Annotated in this window: 22 protein-coding genes and 1 pseudogene; 15 read left to right on the forward strand and 8 right to left on the reverse strand. The window is 63.0% G+C overall.

Translation table 11 applies throughout. The features are described from left to right. Positions 1-67 precede the first annotated feature (67 nt). The gene (locus tag FHR70_RS12590; protein ID WP_183450651.1) at positions 68-364 is read left to right on the forward strand and encodes a hypothetical protein; all 297 of its coding nucleotides are present in this window, start codon (positions 68-70) and stop codon (positions 362-364) included. A gap of 113 nt (positions 365-477) precedes the next feature. Here FHR70_RS12590 and FHR70_RS12595 read toward each other — a convergent pair whose 3' ends face one another. The 3 genes from FHR70_RS12595 to FHR70_RS24025 are packed head-to-tail and all read right to left on the reverse strand — an operon-like array spanning position 478 to position 1,448. Continuing rightward, on the reverse strand, positions 478-870 hold the full coding sequence (locus FHR70_RS12595; RefSeq protein ID WP_183450653.1) for a response regulator: 393 nt from the start codon (positions 868-870) through the stop codon (positions 478-480). Position 871: 1 nt separating this feature from the next. Continuing rightward, positions 872-1,270, reverse strand: coding sequence for a response regulator (locus FHR70_RS12600; RefSeq protein WP_246408134.1), 399 nt, complete (start codon positions 1,268-1,270; stop codon positions 872-874). Continuing rightward, on the reverse strand, positions 1,251-1,448 hold the full coding sequence (locus tag FHR70_RS24025) for a hypothetical protein (RefSeq protein WP_246408136.1): 198 nt from the start codon (positions 1,446-1,448) through the stop codon (positions 1,251-1,253). Before FHR70_RS24025 ends, FHR70_RS12600 begins: the two co-directional genes overlap by 20 nt. A gap of 385 nt (positions 1,449-1,833) precedes the next feature. Between FHR70_RS24025 and FHR70_RS12605 the strand changes: the two genes are divergently transcribed. From FHR70_RS12605 to FHR70_RS12625, 5 genes and pseudogenes are all read left to right on the forward strand, one after another. Continuing rightward, complete coding sequence (locus FHR70_RS12605) at positions 1,834-2,508, forward strand: SOS response-associated peptidase family protein (protein ID WP_183450655.1); 675 nt, start codon at positions 1,834-1,836, stop codon at positions 2,506-2,508. Next, a complete protein-coding gene (locus tag FHR70_RS12610; RefSeq protein ID WP_183450657.1) occupies positions 2,501-3,097 on the forward strand; it encodes a hypothetical protein in 597 nt (198 codons plus the stop codon). Before FHR70_RS12605 ends, FHR70_RS12610 begins: the two co-directional genes overlap by 8 nt. Before the next feature lie 306 nt (positions 3,098-3,403). Next, positions 3,404-3,893, forward strand: a pseudogene (locus FHR70_RS12615) (Hsp20 family protein). A 73-nt stretch (positions 3,894-3,966) separates the two neighbouring features. After that, complete coding sequence (locus FHR70_RS12620) at positions 3,967-4,233, forward strand: hypothetical protein (RefSeq protein ID WP_183450659.1); 267 nt, start codon at positions 3,967-3,969, stop codon at positions 4,231-4,233. A 104-nt stretch (positions 4,234-4,337) separates the two neighbouring features. Further along, the gene (locus tag FHR70_RS12625; protein ID WP_183450661.1) at positions 4,338-4,637 is read left to right on the forward strand and encodes a hypothetical protein; all 300 of its coding nucleotides are present in this window, start codon (positions 4,338-4,340) and stop codon (positions 4,635-4,637) included. Positions 4,638-5,033: 396 nt separating this feature from the next. Here FHR70_RS12625 and FHR70_RS12630 read toward each other — a convergent pair whose 3' ends face one another. The 3 genes from FHR70_RS12630 to FHR70_RS12640 are packed head-to-tail and all read right to left on the reverse strand — an operon-like array spanning position 5,034 to position 7,961. Continuing rightward, on the reverse strand, positions 5,034-6,122 hold the full coding sequence (locus FHR70_RS12630; RefSeq protein ID WP_183450663.1) for a sensor histidine kinase: 1,089 nt from the start codon (positions 6,120-6,122) through the stop codon (positions 5,034-5,036). Between the two features lie 2 nt (positions 6,123-6,124). Beyond that, entirely contained in the window at positions 6,125-7,621 is a 1,497-nt protein-coding gene (locus tag FHR70_RS12635) for an ATPase domain-containing protein (RefSeq protein ID WP_183450665.1), read from the reverse strand. Continuing rightward, complete coding sequence (locus FHR70_RS12640; protein WP_183450667.1) at positions 7,563-7,961, reverse strand: HigA family addiction module antitoxin; 399 nt, start codon at positions 7,959-7,961, stop codon at positions 7,563-7,565. The genes FHR70_RS12635 and FHR70_RS12640 overlap by 59 nt, the downstream gene beginning before the upstream one ends. A gap of 721 nt (positions 7,962-8,682) precedes the next feature. Here FHR70_RS12640 and FHR70_RS12645 point away from each other — a divergent pair. The 9 genes from FHR70_RS12645 (at position 8,683) to FHR70_RS12685 (ending at position 14,389) form a co-directional block, all read left to right on the forward strand. Then, positions 8,683-10,092 carry a trehalose-6-phosphate synthase gene (locus FHR70_RS12645; protein ID WP_183450669.1) on the forward strand — a complete coding sequence of 470 codons (1,410 nt, stop codon included), beginning with the start codon at positions 8,683-8,685 and terminating at the stop codon, positions 10,090-10,092. Positions 10,093-10,166: 74 nt separating this feature from the next. After that, positions 10,167-10,439, forward strand: a complete 273-nt coding sequence (locus FHR70_RS12650) for an SWIB/MDM2 domain-containing protein (protein ID WP_183450671.1) — start codon at positions 10,167-10,169, stop codon at positions 10,437-10,439. Positions 10,440-10,682: 243 nt separating this feature from the next. Next, positions 10,683-10,931, forward strand: a complete 249-nt coding sequence (locus FHR70_RS12655; RefSeq protein ID WP_183450673.1) for a ParB N-terminal domain-containing protein — start codon at positions 10,683-10,685, stop codon at positions 10,929-10,931. Positions 10,932-11,321: 390 nt separating this feature from the next. Beyond that, positions 11,322-11,531: a cold-shock protein gene (locus FHR70_RS12660; RefSeq protein ID WP_183450675.1), complete on the forward strand. Its 210-nt coding sequence runs from the start codon at positions 11,322-11,324 to the stop codon at positions 11,529-11,531. Positions 11,532-11,645: 114 nt separating this feature from the next. After that, entirely contained in the window at positions 11,646-11,873 is a 228-nt protein-coding gene (locus FHR70_RS12665; RefSeq protein WP_183450677.1) for a hypothetical protein, read from the forward strand. A 399-nt stretch (positions 11,874-12,272) separates the two neighbouring features. Beyond that, entirely contained in the window at positions 12,273-12,482 is a 210-nt protein-coding gene (locus FHR70_RS12670) for a cold-shock protein (RefSeq protein ID WP_183450678.1), read from the forward strand. A 119-nt stretch (positions 12,483-12,601) separates the two neighbouring features. After that, on the forward strand, positions 12,602-12,793 hold the full coding sequence (locus FHR70_RS12675) for a hypothetical protein (RefSeq protein ID WP_183450679.1): 192 nt from the start codon (positions 12,602-12,604) through the stop codon (positions 12,791-12,793). Beyond that, positions 12,790-13,167, forward strand: a complete 378-nt coding sequence (locus FHR70_RS12680; protein WP_183450680.1) for a DUF6481 family protein — start codon at positions 12,790-12,792, stop codon at positions 13,165-13,167. The genes FHR70_RS12675 and FHR70_RS12680 overlap by 4 nt, the downstream gene beginning before the upstream one ends. 643 nt (positions 13,168-13,810) lie before the next feature. Next, the gene (locus tag FHR70_RS12685; RefSeq protein ID WP_183450681.1) at positions 13,811-14,389 is read left to right on the forward strand and encodes a CarD family transcriptional regulator; all 579 of its coding nucleotides are present in this window, start codon (positions 13,811-13,813) and stop codon (positions 14,387-14,389) included. A 274-nt stretch (positions 14,390-14,663) separates the two neighbouring features. On the opposite strand, the gene FHR70_RS12690 is transcribed toward FHR70_RS12685, so the two are convergent. Together FHR70_RS12690 and FHR70_RS12695 are read right to left on the reverse strand one after the other, a co-directional pair. After that, on the reverse strand, positions 14,664-15,368 hold the full coding sequence (locus FHR70_RS12690; protein WP_183450682.1) for a spermidine synthase family protein: 705 nt from the start codon (positions 15,366-15,368) through the stop codon (positions 14,664-14,666). 20 nt (positions 15,369-15,388) lie between these two features. After that, complete coding sequence (locus tag FHR70_RS12695) at positions 15,389-15,691, reverse strand: hypothetical protein (RefSeq protein WP_183450684.1); 303 nt, start codon at positions 15,689-15,691, stop codon at positions 15,389-15,391. Positions 15,692-15,714 lie beyond the last annotated feature (23 nt).

Here is a 15,714-nt window from a genome sequence, read left to right on the forward strand (position 1 = left end):
TTGCGGTCAGAGGAACGCGGGCGTGGGGCCAACGTTGATCCGTAGCCCCCGTCGCCAAGAGAGGAACATGATGCTCAACAGGCTCTACGCTTCAATGATCGTGACGCTGGCTGGAGTGACCGGGGCCCTCGCCCAGGCCACCCCGCCGGCCACGTCCGGCTCGCCCGCCGCGCCCGCAACAACCGATGGCGGCGGTGCCTCCTGGCTATGGATCATCATCGGCCTAGCGCTCATCGCCGGCCTCGTCTGGTACTTCATGCGCGGGCGGTCACGGGCCAGCACGGCAGGGACGACCGGGGCCTCGGCCACCTCCGGGACGACCACGGGCCGGACCAACGTGTACGACAACGACAGGCGCAAGTAGACACCACCCTGGACTCGTCTCACGTCGACAACTGCTGCGGTTGAGTGACGTGGGATCGGGCGCTGGTTTCAGGAGGGCCATGTCCCCTGATCCGGCGCCTGTCTCCAGCCCGTTCATGGGCGCGGCATGTGCATCATCTCATGGATGTGCCGGGTGAGGGTGGCCGCCCCATAGGGCTTCGGGATGAACTGCCCGTGGTCCGGGATCTCGTCAGGATGCGGTCGGGCGTAGCCAGAAGAGATCAGCAGCAGCACGTGAGGCCAGCGCCGGTAGACCTGCTCGGCGAGGGCCATGCCGTCCATCGACCCTGGCATGTCGACATCGGTGAACAGCACCTGAACTTCGTCTGAGCGCGCCTCCAGCACCGCCAGGGCAACATCGGCGTTCGCCGCCTCCAGAACCTGGAAACCTGCTTCTTCCAACTCGTCGGCGGCGGTCATGCGAACCAACGGTTCGTCTTCGACCAGAAGGACGACAGGTGGCTCGCTGCTTGCATCCTGTCCCATGTCACGTCACCGGCGGCTGCGGGTCGTGGATCGCCTTCTCGGCCTGGACCAGCACATCAAGACCGCGCCAGGGCTTCGGCATGAAGGTGACGCAATCCGGCAGTTCCTCGGACACTGCGCCGGGATCGCCGGAGGTGAGCACGATCCTGACCGTCGGCCAGAGCTTGCAGGCTGCCTTGGCGAGCTGGACCCCGTCCATCTCGCCCGGCAGGCGAACATCGGCGAACATCATCGCCACCTCGCCCCCACGCTCCTGGAGGCAGTCCAGGGCGGCCTCCGCACTCTCGACCTCCACCACGTCGAGAGGCGTCTCCTCCAGGAGGACGGCGGCAAGCGCCCGAACGTCGGGATCGTCCTCGACGATCAGCGCCAGATGCAGTTCAGGCTGCATGGCGGTCATGGTCGGCTTTCCTGATTTCCATCTGCCGCAGGATGGCAACGAGCGGGTCCGGGATTGGGGCCTCAAGCACATCCCGGTAAGTCTCAGCAAAGGCACGAGCGATCACGAAGGTGGCGACATCTGGGTGAAGATCGTTGACATGGGGCAGGCGCACGCTGCCTGAAGCGTCGTGGGACATCGGCACTCTCCTTGGGTACTAGTCTGGCGTGCCCGTCGCGGTGGCTCGGCCACCTTGGGCTAACATACGTTAAGGGGATGAACCGCCGATCGGGTGGCTGGTTTCAGCGTGACAGTAAGAAATAGTCGCCTCCAAGAAGTTCCTGCGCCTGCTTGCATCGTCCGGACGGGCCATCAGGCTCCACAACCTTCGCTCGCTACCAAGGCCCCCAAATCATCTGACTGTGACGTTCTCACCCTGCCATTGACTAACCCGCAGCTGGGAAACCAGCATTAAGGGCTCCATCGCCCTGGATGGATCCCGGCTGACCCGCCTCAGAGACGGGACATGGCCTTCTGCGTAACCGGAGCTATAAAGCGGATACGCCGATAAGGAGGTCAGGCCCGTGTGCAATCTCTACTCGAGTTACACCACCCAGGAGGCCATGCGCCGGGCCTTCGAGATCGCCCGCGACAGCGCCGGCAACGTGCCGCCCCTGCCCGCGATCTTCCCGGACCAGATGGCGCCGGTGGTGCGCACGGTCGACGGCGAGCGCGAGCTCATCCGGATGCGCTGGGGCTTCCCGCCGCCGCCCAAGGTCGGCACCCAGCCGGTCACCAACGTGCGCAACGTGTCGTCGCCCTTCTGGCGCGCTTGGCTGAAGCCGCAGTATCGGGCACTGATTCCGATGTCCAGTTTCAGCGAATACCGGGACACCAAGCCGCGCAAGACACCCGTGTGGTTCGCCCTGAACAAGGACCGGCCGTTGGCCGCTTTCGCCGGGATCTGGCGGCCGTGGACGGGCGTGCGCGGCACCAAGGCCGAGCCGGTCGAGGGCGAGCACTTGCTCTATTCGTTCCTCACGTCCGAGCCGAACGGCGTCGTCGGGCCGATCCATCCCAAGGCCATGCCGGTGATCCTCACGACCCCGGAGGAGTACGAGATTTGGCTCACCGCGCCGGCCGAGGAGGCGCTCAAGTTGCAGCGGCCGCTGCCGGACGAGGCCCTCCAAATCGTCGCCGAAGGCGAGAAGTCGGATCAACCGGAGGACGGCCGGGCCGCCACGGGTTCGCATGCCTAAGGAGATTGAATACGCCGTCGTCGGGCTGGTCGCCGACATCCTCGGAGCCGCCACGGCATCGACGCCGGACTGGCTCGTGCGGCCTGGTCGGGCCGAGTGCGGCGACCGCTGGCCCCTCGTCCACTCGATCTATTCGGAGCTGACGGGGCTCGAGCTTCCCGACGAAATGCGCAAGGTCGAGCGCAGGACGGTCGATGCCGTCCTGGTCGTGCCAGGCTCGCCGCCGCGCATCCTCGAGGTCGACGAGAAGCAGCACTTCAACGCCCACCGGGCGGCAACGCTGCGGCGCTACAAGGACGACGTGCCGCTCGCCTTCGACGCCAACCTCTGGATCGCGCGGTCGGACGCCAAGGCCAAACTCGAAGGCGGCGGATTCAGCCGGCCGATGCCGCCGTTGTTTCCCGGCGAGGGAGGCCGCCACCGCCAACGGGCGTTCCGGGACGCCCTGACGGACATCCTCGCGCCGGACTACGGCTTCGCGCCGACGCTGCGGATCGGCGACTTCGAGGTGAAGGACTGGATCAACAGCCCCGACAGGACCGACAGGATGCGGCGGCTCCTGTCCGCGCGGCTGCATCGGTGCGCCTGACCGCCGCCAGATGCTCCTCGAGTGCGCTTCCCAGATATATGCGCGCACTGACCAAATACTCCCAAAAGGTCCGCCCGACCTGGGACGCTCCAGCCCCAGCAAGATACCGATTGAGCCGTGCAGCATGTCTGGGTGAGCTCAAGTTTTAAGACGGCTTTTCGCGTTGTGTTGGCAGGTCCGAAGGTCTTGACGACCCAAAATCTCATTCCTAACTTGATGGGCGCCAAGGCTCAGATGAGCTTGGCACACGGGCGCCGGCGGTGTCCGGCGCTCTCGGATCCATGTTGCTCCAAAGAGGATGTGGCTATGAGAACTTTCGACTTCTCCCCTCTGTACCGCTCCACGGTCGGCTTCGACCGGCTGTTTGACATGCTCGATCAGACCGCCCGGGGTCGAGCCGATGACCAACTGGCCGCCTTACAACATCGAGAAGGCTGGTGACGACCAGTACCGGATCACCATGGCGGTGGCTGGTTTCTCTTCGGACGAGATCGAGCTCACCCAGCACGGCTCCGCCCTGCTGGTGACGGGGCACAAGGGTTCCGAGGAGGACAAGCAGTACCTGCATCGCGGCATCGCCACCCGCGCTTTCAAGCAGACCTTCAACCTCGCCGACCACGTGAAGGTGAAGGGTGCGAGCCTGGAGAACGGGCTGCTCACGGTCGACCTGGTGCGCGAGGTGCCCGAGGCCTTGAAGCCCCGCCGGATCGAGATTGCCACAAACACTCAGCCTGAGATGGCGCAGGACAACGCGAAGCAAATCGAGCACGAACCGCAGAAGACCAAGGCCGCGTAAGTGGGCCGGCCGCACATAGCCTCGGGCGCCTCCTGCCCGAGGCTGGACCGTTTGCAGAACTCAGGAGGGATCCATGCAACAAACCTTCAGAGACGACATCGCGAGCGAGCTTACGTTTCCCCGTCGCAGATCCAGTCACCCTTTCACGCATCCGCACCAGGTGCTCGGGCATGCCCTCCTGTCGAGAGGCGAGAAGCCGGCCTTGCTGGCCCAATGGGCGTCGGATGCCTGTTCGGTCGAAGGCCGACCTGGATGGCGGCAGATCCCCGGGTCGGGCGCCGTTGTCGTGATCGACGACATTCTCGATGCCCTCAGGGCGCTGGACTACCGCCACAGTTAACGGGGCGTGGGATGAGAACCGAGCCCTCTGTCCCTCCCGCCCCAAGCGCCGTTGTCACGCTGCCTTGGCTCCATGCCAACGCTCGTCGACGCGAAATTTGGGACGTGCCCAATTTGGATCGCGCCCTGGTGGCCCCCGCGTCCGTGTTCGCGTCACCCGACCATGTGGTGCGTCATCCCCGTCTCACTCTTGATTGCAAGCGTGAGATCCTGTGGCGCTGGGCCTGGGACGAGTACCTTCTCGACCTGGCGCTCGCCGATGGCATGCCCGAAGGCGAGCCGCCGCGCCTGCCGGAGGTGAAAGCGGCCTTGCGCCTGCTGAACATCGAATGGAGCCCGGATCCCGCTGCGCCGGCGATGCCAATCCCGCAGTTCGAGCAGCACGACCCTTACCTGGCGGCCTGAGCTCAAGGCTTTGTGTCGGAGCGCCCATGAAAGCGCTGTGCCCGGTACACGACCGGTGGCATATGGACGAGCCGCTGCTCGGGGTTGAGCTATTGCGCTGGCTAGGCGGCGTGGTAATCCTTGTCGGCGCCAATCTATCCCACCGCGACGCTGGTGGTCTCGTCCGCCTACCGCTACATGCGCAACCCGCGCATCGTCGAGGAGACGCTCGGAAGGCGCGGTTAGCCGGGGCCGATGGCCTCGACCAAATAGGTATCGGACATTGGGCTCGGTTGAACGTCCGCTCACGCTGCCAACCCGGCAGTTACCGTAAGGTCGCCTCGGCCAAAAGGCGATATTCTGGACGCATACAGCGCGACTTTCCGAGAACACGCTTCATGGAACCGGGGTTGCGCCCTATGCCACAGGAGCATCGACCGTGCAAACAACTCCCGTCGGCACAAAGGCGATCTCGACCTGACCATCGAGATCGTTTGCCAGGCTGCGCTCAATCAGACGCGAGCCGAAGCCGCGGCGAGACGGCGCCTTCACAGGCGGACCGCCACTTTCCGTCCAGCGCAGGCTCAGCCTGGGTGGTGCTGCTCCGTTCTGCACCGTCCACGAGACCTCAACGGTACCGACCTTGTTGGACAGAGCCCCATACTTGACTGCATTGGTGGCCAATTCATGCAAAGCCATGGCGAGGGCCAACGACATCCGAGGGGTGAGCCGGACATGTGGCCCGGCAATGTGCAGCCGGTTCTCATTCGAGGTCTGGTACGGCTCGAGCGCTCGCGTGACGACTTCGATCAGGTCGGCTCCCTCCCAACTCTCGCGGGTGAGCACATCGTGCGCCCGTGACAGGGCGAGCAGCCGCATCTGAACCGCCTCTCTCGCATCCTCCGGCGTGACATTCGTGCGCAAGGTTTGCATGACGATCGACTGCACCGTGGCCAGGGTGTTCTTCACACGGTGATTCAGTTCGCCGATGAGCAACTGCTGGTGCTCGGCGGCGCGCCTGGCCTGGTCAAGCGCGGCCGTCAGGCGCTTCTCCGCCGTATGCATTTCGGCCAGGCGGGCCCGAGCCTCGTATTGCCGCTCCCGCCCACGCAGGGCGCTCCGAGCCACGCTGACCAGGGTTCCGGCATGGAAGGGACGCTCCAGGAAGATCACGTTGCCGAGGATCTCGGTGAGACGGGCCAGGGCAGGATTGCGTTCGACCCCACCCCCGCGATGGGTCAGCAGCACGAATGCGAAGTCGGACCAGGTTGGCTGGTCCGCCAGCCAGCGAGACAGATCCGTCAGGTCGGCGGTGCGGAAAGCCTCGTCGGTGACAAGCGCAAAGCCAGCCCCTCGTTCAAGCTCCCGGACCAGGGCCGGCAGGTTCGGGCAGACCTCAGTTGCGATCCCGACCCCGTGCAGAATGTCGGCGGCGACCGCAGCATCCCGCCCGTGCGGCGCCAGGATCAGCACCCGCATCAAGTGGGGCTGAGACAAGGCATCCATGCTCAACGGTCTTCCAGCAGAGAGGCGCGGTCCCCCTCTGCCATCACCGGCACACCGCGCAGCACGCCCTGGAAGCCCTTGAGCGGCTCGCCGATGGCAATCCCGCTGCCGTCGAGCCGGATCTCGCGGATGGTGTTCTCGTGCGAGCCGAACCGCTTCTTGATGACGGACAGAGCCCGCCGCACCTGGCCGAAGGCCTCGAAGTAGCGCAGCAGGATCACCGTATCGGCCAGATAGGTGACGTCGACGGGAGCCTGCATGTCGCCCACGAGCCCGTGCTGGGCCACGAGCAGGAAGGTCGAGGCGCCCTGCCGGTTCAGGTATTGCAGCAGTTCATGGATGTGCAGCACCAGGAACTGCTCTTCCGGCATGGCGGCCTGATAGCCGTTGAGACTGTCGATCACGATGGTCTTGACGCCATGATGATCGATCTTGGTGCGCACCTGGTGCGTGAACTCGCCCGGTGAGAGTTCGGCGGCGTCGACCTGCTCTATGAACAGGTTGCCGGCAGCGCACATCGCCGCCAGGTCGATGCCCATCAGTCTGGTGCGGTCGAGCAGGAGGCTGAGCTCCTCGTCGAAGACGAACAATGCGGCCTTCTCGCCCCGCTGGACAGCCGAGACGGCAAATTGCAGCGCGAGAAGCGATTTGCCGGTGCCGGCCGGACCCATCACCAGGGTGCTGGATCCTTGCTCAACACCTCCCCCGAGCAGAGCATCGAGTTCACCGATGCCGCTGGTGAGCACGTTACGGGCAAAGCCGGTCTTGTGCTCGCTGGAGATCAGACGCGGAAAGACCTGGACGCCGCCCTCGACAATCGTGAAGTCGTGAAAGCCGCCCCGGAAGCTCTGGCCGCGATATTTGATCACCCGCAGACGGCGGCGTTCGGCCCCGTAAGTCGGGGTCATCTCCTCCAAGCGGATGACCCCATGGGCGAGACTGTGAACGGTCTTGTCGTTCGTGTCGGTGGTCAGGTCATCCAGCATCAGGACGGTCGCGCCCTGCTTGGCGAAGTAGTGCTTCATCGCGAGGATCTGGCGGCGATAGCGCAGGGAGCTTTGCGCCAGGAGCCGGATCTCCGATAGGCTGTCGAGCACAATCCGTACCGGCTTGGCCCTCTCGATGGCCTCGAACACGGCCTTGGTGGTTTCGCCGAGCTCCAGATCGGAGGAGTAGAGCAGGCTCTGCTGGTGCTCGTCATCGAGCAGGCTCTCGGGCGGCACAAGCTCGAACACATGGATGGCATCATCCAAGGACCAGCCGTGGGACGCTGCGCCCTCGCGCAATTCCTGCTCGGTCTCGGACATGGTGATGTAGAGGCCCGTCTCGCCCGCCTTGGCGCCTGCCAGCAGGAACTGGAGCGCGATGGTGGTCTTGCCGGTGCCGGGGTTGCCCTCCAGGAGATAAACGTGGCCCGGAGCGAGGCCCCCTGCGAGAATGTCATCGAGCCCCTCGACCCCGATCTGCGCTTTGGGGGGGGACTTGGATGGAGCGGTCATACGGAAGTCCGATCTCGGCCTGAATAGCCGGTGGCAGGGAGTGGGTTGGGATCAGCGTCAAGACCCCGGCAAGCGCCTGCTCGGCATGCCAGAGGTCATAGCGCTGCTGGAGATCGAGCCAGAACTGGGGAGCGGTTCCTGACAGGCGAGCCAGGCGAGCGGCCATCTCTGGGCTGACCGCCGCCGTCCCGGCAAGAACGCGGTGGAGGGTCTGGCGGGCGACGCGCAGCTCGCGGGCGGCCTGGCTCACGGAAAGGTCGAGGCCGGGCAGAACATGATCCCGCAGCATCCTACCGGGATGGAGCGGTGTTCGAGGGCAGGCATCGCGAGTCGGAGCCATGATCCTGCTTTCGGTGAGGCTGATTGTAGCGTTATGGGTGACAGCGCGCCGGAAGCAAGAGGATGACGGACACGGCCGAGCGGTATGTCGTGGAATGCATATCTCAGGTATCTGAGGGCGCGTCCGAACGGAACCATCATCCCGGTGTTGTCCCACATCGCCGGGACGAGTTGTTTCAGGCACCGGCGGCCGAGAGATGCGTGCGCTCCCGCCTGTAGCAGAGGGGAGCGTCCAATGGACCGCTTCTATTTCGATATTCACGACGGCGAACGTTTCACCCGCGACAAGGTGGGAAACCTGTGCCGGGGCCGTAAGGCGATGCGCGACGCCGCTTCCGGACATCGCCCGGGACGAACTGCCCGATGGCGACCGGCGGGATTTTTACCGTCAAGGTCAGGGACGAGAGCGGGCAGTACTAATTCCAGGCGATGCTTTCGCTCACGGCCAACTGGCTCGAACATCAGGATGAGTAAGCCAAAGACGGGTCGAGAGCCGCAGCCCAGCAGCCATAGCGTTCACAAGCGCTCTGTGCAGCTCTCTCTCTCAGGCTGGCCAGGCAGACGATCGAGGAGACGAAGCGGGTGATCGAAAAATCTCGCAAGCTGCTGGATCGGCCGACCGGATTGCACCCTCCGAAACACCCGAATCGGAAATGAATGACAAGACCAGCTTGGATCGAATACCTTCGCGGCGCCCGTCTCGGAACAGTCCGGAGAGCTTTGTGGCCCGCCTTGTCGTTGTTTCCAATCGGGTCTCGATCCCCGATCCCACCGGTAAGGGTTCCGCCGGCGGTCTGGCGGTTGCCCTGCGCGAAGCCTTCCAAGGCCAGGACGGTTTATGGTTCGGCTGGAGCGGTAAAGTCTCAGCCCATCCATCGGCCGAGCCCAGGATGATCGACAAGGGCCATGTGCGCTATGCCCTGATGGATCTGACCGCCACGGACCGCCGGGAATATTACAGCGGGTTTGCCAACCGGGCGCTCTGGCCCGTGATGCATTACCGCATTGGTCTGTCGGAATTCTCCCGCGCGGACTACGCCGGTTACCTGCGGGTCAACCGGACCTTCGCCGGGGCGCTGGCGCGGCTGATCAGGCCGGACGATCTCATCTGGGTGCACGACTACCATCTGATCCCACTGGCCGCCGAGTTGCGGGCGCTGGGCCTGGCTAACCGGATCGGCTACTTCCGCCACATCCCCTGGCCCGCTCCGGAGGTTGTCGGCACCTTGCCCGGGAGCCAAGACTTGCTGCGTGCGATCACAGACTACGATCTCGTCGGTGTGCAGACCGCACGGGATGCGGACAACCTCCGGCGCGGCATCCTCCAGGAGTTCGATGCCGCCCAACGCACGGCTGATGTGATCGCCCTTGATGGCCGCCAGGCCCGGGTGAAGGGCTTTCCCATTGCCATTGACATGAGCGGCTTCGAGCAGGCGGCCCCCCGCCCCGCCACCCATCGCCTGCTCAAGCAGACCGTCGCCAGCCTGGGCTCACGCAGCCTCATCATCGGGGTCGACCGCCTCGATTATTCCAAGGGCATCCCGGAGCGAATGGAAGCCTTCGAGCGCTTTCTCATCAGCAACCCCGATCAGCGTGGCCGCGTGACTTATCTCCAGATCGCTCCGACAAGCCGCAGCGAGGTGCCCGAGTATGCCGCGCTCAGCCGGACCGTGAGCGAAACCCTCGGTCGGATCAACGGGGCGCACGGCGAACCCGGCTGGGTGCCGATCCACTACGTGACGAGCGCCTACCCCCGCAGCGTCCTAGCGGGTCTGTATCGCATCGCACGGGTCGGCCTCGTCACGCCGATGCGCGACGGCATGAACCTTGTGGCCAAGGAATACGTAGCCGCTCAGGATCCGGAGGATCCCGGCGTGCTGGTGCTGTCCAAGTTCGCTGGGGCGGCCGAGCAGCTCGGTGGCGCGCTCATCGTCAACCCCAACGATAAGTTCGAGGTCGCTGAGGCCATCAACGCGGCCCTCCACATGGACCAGGCGGAGCGGATCGCCCGCTGGCAGCGGATGATGGATCTGCTCCGGCGCTACGACATCGCCTGGTGGACCAATGCCTTTCTCAAGGAACTTGCGGGCCAGAGGAAAACCAGCAAGGCCCGGCGCCCGGCGCCGGTCTAGGGCTAAGGCCCAAGATCATCGACGTGCCGACTACCCTTGCAGACGCCAAGCGGGCGCAACAACGGAGTTTCACAATGTCGGAGTCCAAAGAAGCTCGGAAGCCGAATGCAGCGCTGATGAAGCCGCTCCAGCCCTCGCCGGAACTAGCGGCCATTGTGGGCGCGGCTCCCTTGCCCCGCCCGGAGGTGGTGAGCAAGGTGTGGGAGTACATCAAGAAGCACAAACTCCAGAACCCGCAGAACAAGCGCGAGATTATGGCCGATGAGAAGCTTCAGGCGGTGTTCGGTGGCAAGAACAAGGTCAGCATGTTCGAGATGAACAAGCACCTCGCCCAGCACCTGAAATGACGCTCATGGTTGTAGAGGAGTGGTCTGCGCCCATACAGAGATTAAAAACAGGAGAAGAAGCCTAATCGACGCTGTGCGTTTGCTCAGGGATGTATCTCCGATTGAGCACGTCCAGCGCTGCCATCCCTGCTTGTTGCCAAGCTGGCACCGATCGCGAACGCATCGTGATCGGGCGTGTTCCTAGGCAAGTCCCCTTGTGCCGGATAAGCTTCGAGGGATCATGACAGGGCTGGAGCGGCCGAGATGATGAAGAGGCAGACACTTGCGATCCCCGACATCTATGTGCCGGTGCAGCGGCGCCAGACGCTTGATCCCAAGAAAGTCGAAGCCGTCGCAGAGAGCATGATGGAAAAGGGACAGGAAGTGCCGATTCTCGTGCGGCCTGACGGCCAACGGTTTGTCCTGGTCGAGGGGCTGCATCGACTGGAAGCCTGCAAGGCTCTCGGAGAGACCACTATCCCGGCTTACTTGGTGCAGGCGCGGAAGCATTGATCGGCGTTCGGTGCAAGAGCGGAACAGCTCTGTAACGGGCCTTGGACGGAGCCGGCCGGGGGCAGATCTCCCCCAAACCATGGCCACGGCCCTTTGCGAGTAGCTCAGGGCTCGGCCCTGTAGAGCCTGGGGACGACAGGATCCGGGTTCGCGTAGGAGGATGACGCATTCTCATCCGATCCCGTCCTCGTGCCTATCAGTCCCTGAAGCAGAGCCTTGTAACGGCCATCATGCCACCCTATCGTTCCGGCATCGAAATTGGCCGACGACTGAGCTGCTGCGCTGACCGAGCATCCGCACGGACGACCTCCCCAAGCATCGATACTTATTAAGCCAGGGCGCTGACGCATCTTGGCCTCACCTGATCATGAACAGGGAAAGGAACTCGTCATGGCAACCGGCACAGTGAAGTGGTACAATGAAACAAAGGGCTATGGCTTCATCCAGCCGGATGCTGGCGGCAAGGACGTCTTCGTTCATGCGTCCGCACTTGAGCGCGCTGGCCTGCGTGGTCTGGCTGAGGGTCAGAAGGTCTCCTATGACGTCGAATCCGACCGCCGCACCGGCAAGGAATCGGCATCGAACCTAAAGACGGCCTGATCAAGCTCTCTGGTCATTAACTTCGCAAGAGAGGCCGCTCCGACTTGGAGCGGCCTCTGCGTTTTGGCCCATGAGGCATCTCGGTGCGTCCAGCTCTGCAAAGGAACACGAACATTGGCCCGCAACAAGTCAAAGCCCGTCGAGAGCGGCTATGCCCTCTTCGACGTTCTCTATGAGGATGGCTCCCGTAGCTCGAACCGACGCGTCCCGCGCTCAATTCTAGGTGGGCTCGACGGCGATGAACCCGCTCGGAAGGCCATTGAGGAGCAGGACAACGCCATCGCGGAGAAAGCCGGCAGGCCCCGCGTTCCGATCAAGAAGATGACGCGATCACCCGTCTAGCGTGAGCCGCTCTTTGCTGCCCGGGAGCGGAGCTGGCCTTGCCCTAGCTGATGCCTGGCGCAGACCAATCCCTCCCGGCGATCATAGTCATTCCCGGTGAGATCGGAAGATTTTGGGCCCGCCGTCGGAAATCTCATTGGCGTTATGGGAAAGCAAAACAGGGAAGCAAATCCTTCTGCCCCCTGTTCTTCGAGCAATCCCGGCCGGTGCTCTTGTAAAAATCCGACAAATCTCTATATCTCTATTATCGACTTTGGCCGGACAATCGGGCCGTTCCGCTGTTGGCTCTGCCAGGCGCACGTTCAGACTCTCTCCAAAACATCGACGAACCGGGTTGAAGTCGCGCTTTCGCGCGCCTCGGCTCACGTGCATCTGCAACAACTGCGAAAGGTTATCCCTATGATCATGGGTACTGTGAAATTCTACAATGACATGAAGGGCTTCGGCTTCATCCAGCCGGACAACGGCGACAAGGACGTGTTCGTCCACGCCACCGCCCTTGAGCGCGCCGGCATGCGCAACCTCGTCGAAGGCCAGAAGGTCTCGTTCGACACGGCCGAAGACCGCCGCTCCGGCAAGATCGCCGTCAATAACATCGAAGCCGCATGAGGCCCGCCTCTTCGGTGCAGGCTTACCTGCACTGAGCCATCAAGGCCGCTCCCATGGGAGCGGCTTTTTGTTTGCACTCGTGGTGCTGCCCCTGCGCAGTCACACACTGGAGAACCAACATGACCCACAAATACAAGATCCGACAGATGGTGCACCTCGTGCGTGCGCCGATTTCCGACAGCCGTGCTGGCGGCAGCGGCATCTACGAGGTCGTACGGCTCATGCCGGCCGATGAGACCGGTGAAGTCTCGTACCGGATCAAGTCGGGCATGACGGAGCGGGCCGTCCGAGAGAGCGAGATCAGAGCATGAGCGGCTTCCGGGATAAGGGCTTCGGCGACCGGCTGAGCACGGCCCAGAACGCCCGCAAGGCCATGCTGGAGCGTGTCCGAGCAAAGCCGGGTGCCGACGATCCGGCTGTGGCCGAGCGCAGAGCAGCTCGCCAGGCTATCAGCGCCGCCCGTGAGGCGCGGCTGGCCGAACGCGAGGCCGCCAAGGTCGCCGAGCAGGCCCGCGTGGCCGCAGAGCGGGAGGCAAGCCAAGCGGCCGAACATGAGCAGCGCCGTGCTCAGGAGGCAAACGAGGCTGTCGAGAGAGCGGAGCGAGCCGAGCGCCAGGTTGCTCTGGAAGCAGAGCAAAAGGCAGCCCGGGATGCCCGCTATGCCGCCCGAAAGGCACGCAAGTGAGCTGAGCCGGGATATCGACTGAACACCCAAGGTTCTGTCATCGCACCCACCTCACACCAGATTGGCCATAAACGAGTTCCAGGAGAACTAGGCGGGCGCCGCTGAACGAGGTGTCTCTGAACGCCAAATAGAAGGAGTTCGGCAGGAAGGCGGTCTGTTCGTCGATCTGTCCGGCGGAACCGCATGCCGATGTTGGTGACCGACGCGACCTTGTGGCAATCCCAGAAGGAACGATCGGCTATGGCCTCTTTCGATCTCTCATTCAATAGATCAAGGGAGAGATCGATGCGCGGAGCGAAGCTGGTGTGACGGTAACCGGCCTGGTCCCTGAGGCATTACGATAGGCGCAAGATCACCGTCCAGATGGCGCATCGGCCAGTCAAGCGTTTAAGTTCGTCACTTTGAACAACGCAGACAAGGGCAACTACCTGTCCTGCGTCGAGCTGACATCCCCGCCAGTGCCCGAACGGTTTATGCAGCAAAAGCTTGTCGAGCTTGGGTCTCGTAATCTGTTGTTGATCGGCTGAAGCAGCGAAGCCTTACAAATTTCGTTTAATCCCCGTTTTGCTCCCGAGGGCGTAATGCCTCGTGCGAGTGAAATGCCCTGGCTAACCAACGTTAGTGACAAAGGAAGCAATCCCTTATGGCGACAATAAAAAGGGCCGATCTCGCATTCAAGGCTGGCGAGACAGTCGTGTACGCATCTCATGGTGTGGGCCGGATTACGGCTATCGAGGAGCAGGAGGTTGCCGGCTTCAAGCTTCAGGTATTCGTCATCTTCTTCGAGAAGGACAAGATGACAGTGCGCGTTCCCATTGCCAAGGCTGCGAGCAGCGGCCTGCGCAAGATCGTGGAACCGGCTGTCATCGAGAAGGTGCTCGAGGTCCTTACCGGACGTGCCCGGGCCAAGCGTGGCATGTGGGCCCGGAGAGGCCAGGAGTACGAGGCAAAGATTAATTCGGGTGATCTGATGATGCTGGCAGAAGTCTTGCGCGACCTCTACCGCTCCCCCGAGCAGACGGAGCCTTCGTACAGCGAGCGTCAGCTCTATGAGTCAGCTCTTGAGACACTCGCTCGCGAAATCTCCGTTGTTCATGGCATTTCACTAACTGAGGCGCAGACGCTCATCGGCCAGAGCTTGGCCAAGTCGCCGCATGCGTTGAAGGATGGCTCATCCGAAGCCGGGACGGACGGTCAAGACGACGAGGATGAAGCGGCTTAAGAATAGGATTAGACATTTCCGATGACTCCCCTATGTGCGCAGCCTGAACCAAGGTCGACATCGTGGCGGTCCAGATTTTCTCCCGGAGAGGCGCAGTAGAATCGCGCTTCCCGGGAGGGCCTGCGCGACCTCGGGGTGGTAACATCCTCGCCGGCATGGGCTATATGCTCACTATGGCTGCGAAATATTCTCAGCATGTTGGCTTCGCAGGGCGTCCCGCAGAGTGCGCAAGCGAACACGGGCCAAGTAGCGAAGCACACGTGACATTGTCTCTTTAGCTTTGCGCCTGGGACGCAGGTGACCCCCCTTGTTTGGTCGCAATCCAGATCGTGTGTCTTGCCCCCCTACGTGTTCCGTGGGCGCGAGCGTTGACCTCCTCCACACCAAATCCCGCCTTCCGCAGGCGCTGGGTGAAGGCTCTATTCGGCGCCGATGACCACACGGCCAGGACGCCACCACGAGCTAGTGCTGTCCGGGCGGAACTGAGCCCCGGCATGTCGTAAAGGCTGTCATTGGCCTTGCGTGTCAGCCCTTCGGGCCCGTTGTCGACATCCAACAGGATCCCATCATAAGCGGACCGGCTGGACCTGATCAGGCCACCGACATCCCCTTCGAAGATGCTGACACGCGGGTCTGTCAGGCTATCGCCGAATACTTCGGCCATGGGACCGCGGGCCCATGCCACGACGGCAGGTACCAGTTCGGCCACAGTGACCTGAGCATCGGGCCCGAGTTCAGCAAGCGCAGCGCGAAGCGTAAAACCCATTCCCAACCCACCGATAAGGATCCGTGGTCGCTCGCGGCCCCGAAGTCTCAGGCATGACAGTCTGGCGAGCGCCTCCTCGGAACCACTGAGGCGGCTGTTCATCAACTCGTTGCTGCCCAACATGATGGAGAACTCAGCCCCACGCTTCTTGAGGCGCAGCTCGCTCCCATCACCAGGGATTTTTGCCGTGTCGAGAACGACCCAGGGAAGCATGATCAGCTCTTCAGAAAGCGCTACTGATTTTGCTTGTCGAGCAAGTGGTCGAAGTCGGCCAGCACGTGGTCGATCAGCTTGCGGCGGCGTAGATCGCTTGCATCCAAGCTCTGCGCGAAGAGGCCCAGCAGATAGCGCGCCTTCTCAATCGCCTCCGGCCAGTCGGTGGCGGGTGCGGCTGCCAGCAAATCTTCGAGGGTGGCTTGTCTCGTGCGCAGCGCTTCCTGGTCGGCTTCGACTTCTGACCGGAGGCGTCGAAGATCGGTTGCCTTTTGTGCTGCCATGCCGCGGTGAGCATCGAGATTGGTCGGTTGATCAGTCATCGTCTGGTTCCTCCGTGTCCGTT

It is taken from the genome of Microvirga lupini (genome assembly GCF_014191055.1).
GTDB lineage: Bacteria > Pseudomonadota > Alphaproteobacteria > Rhizobiales > Beijerinckiaceae > Microvirga > Microvirga lupini_A.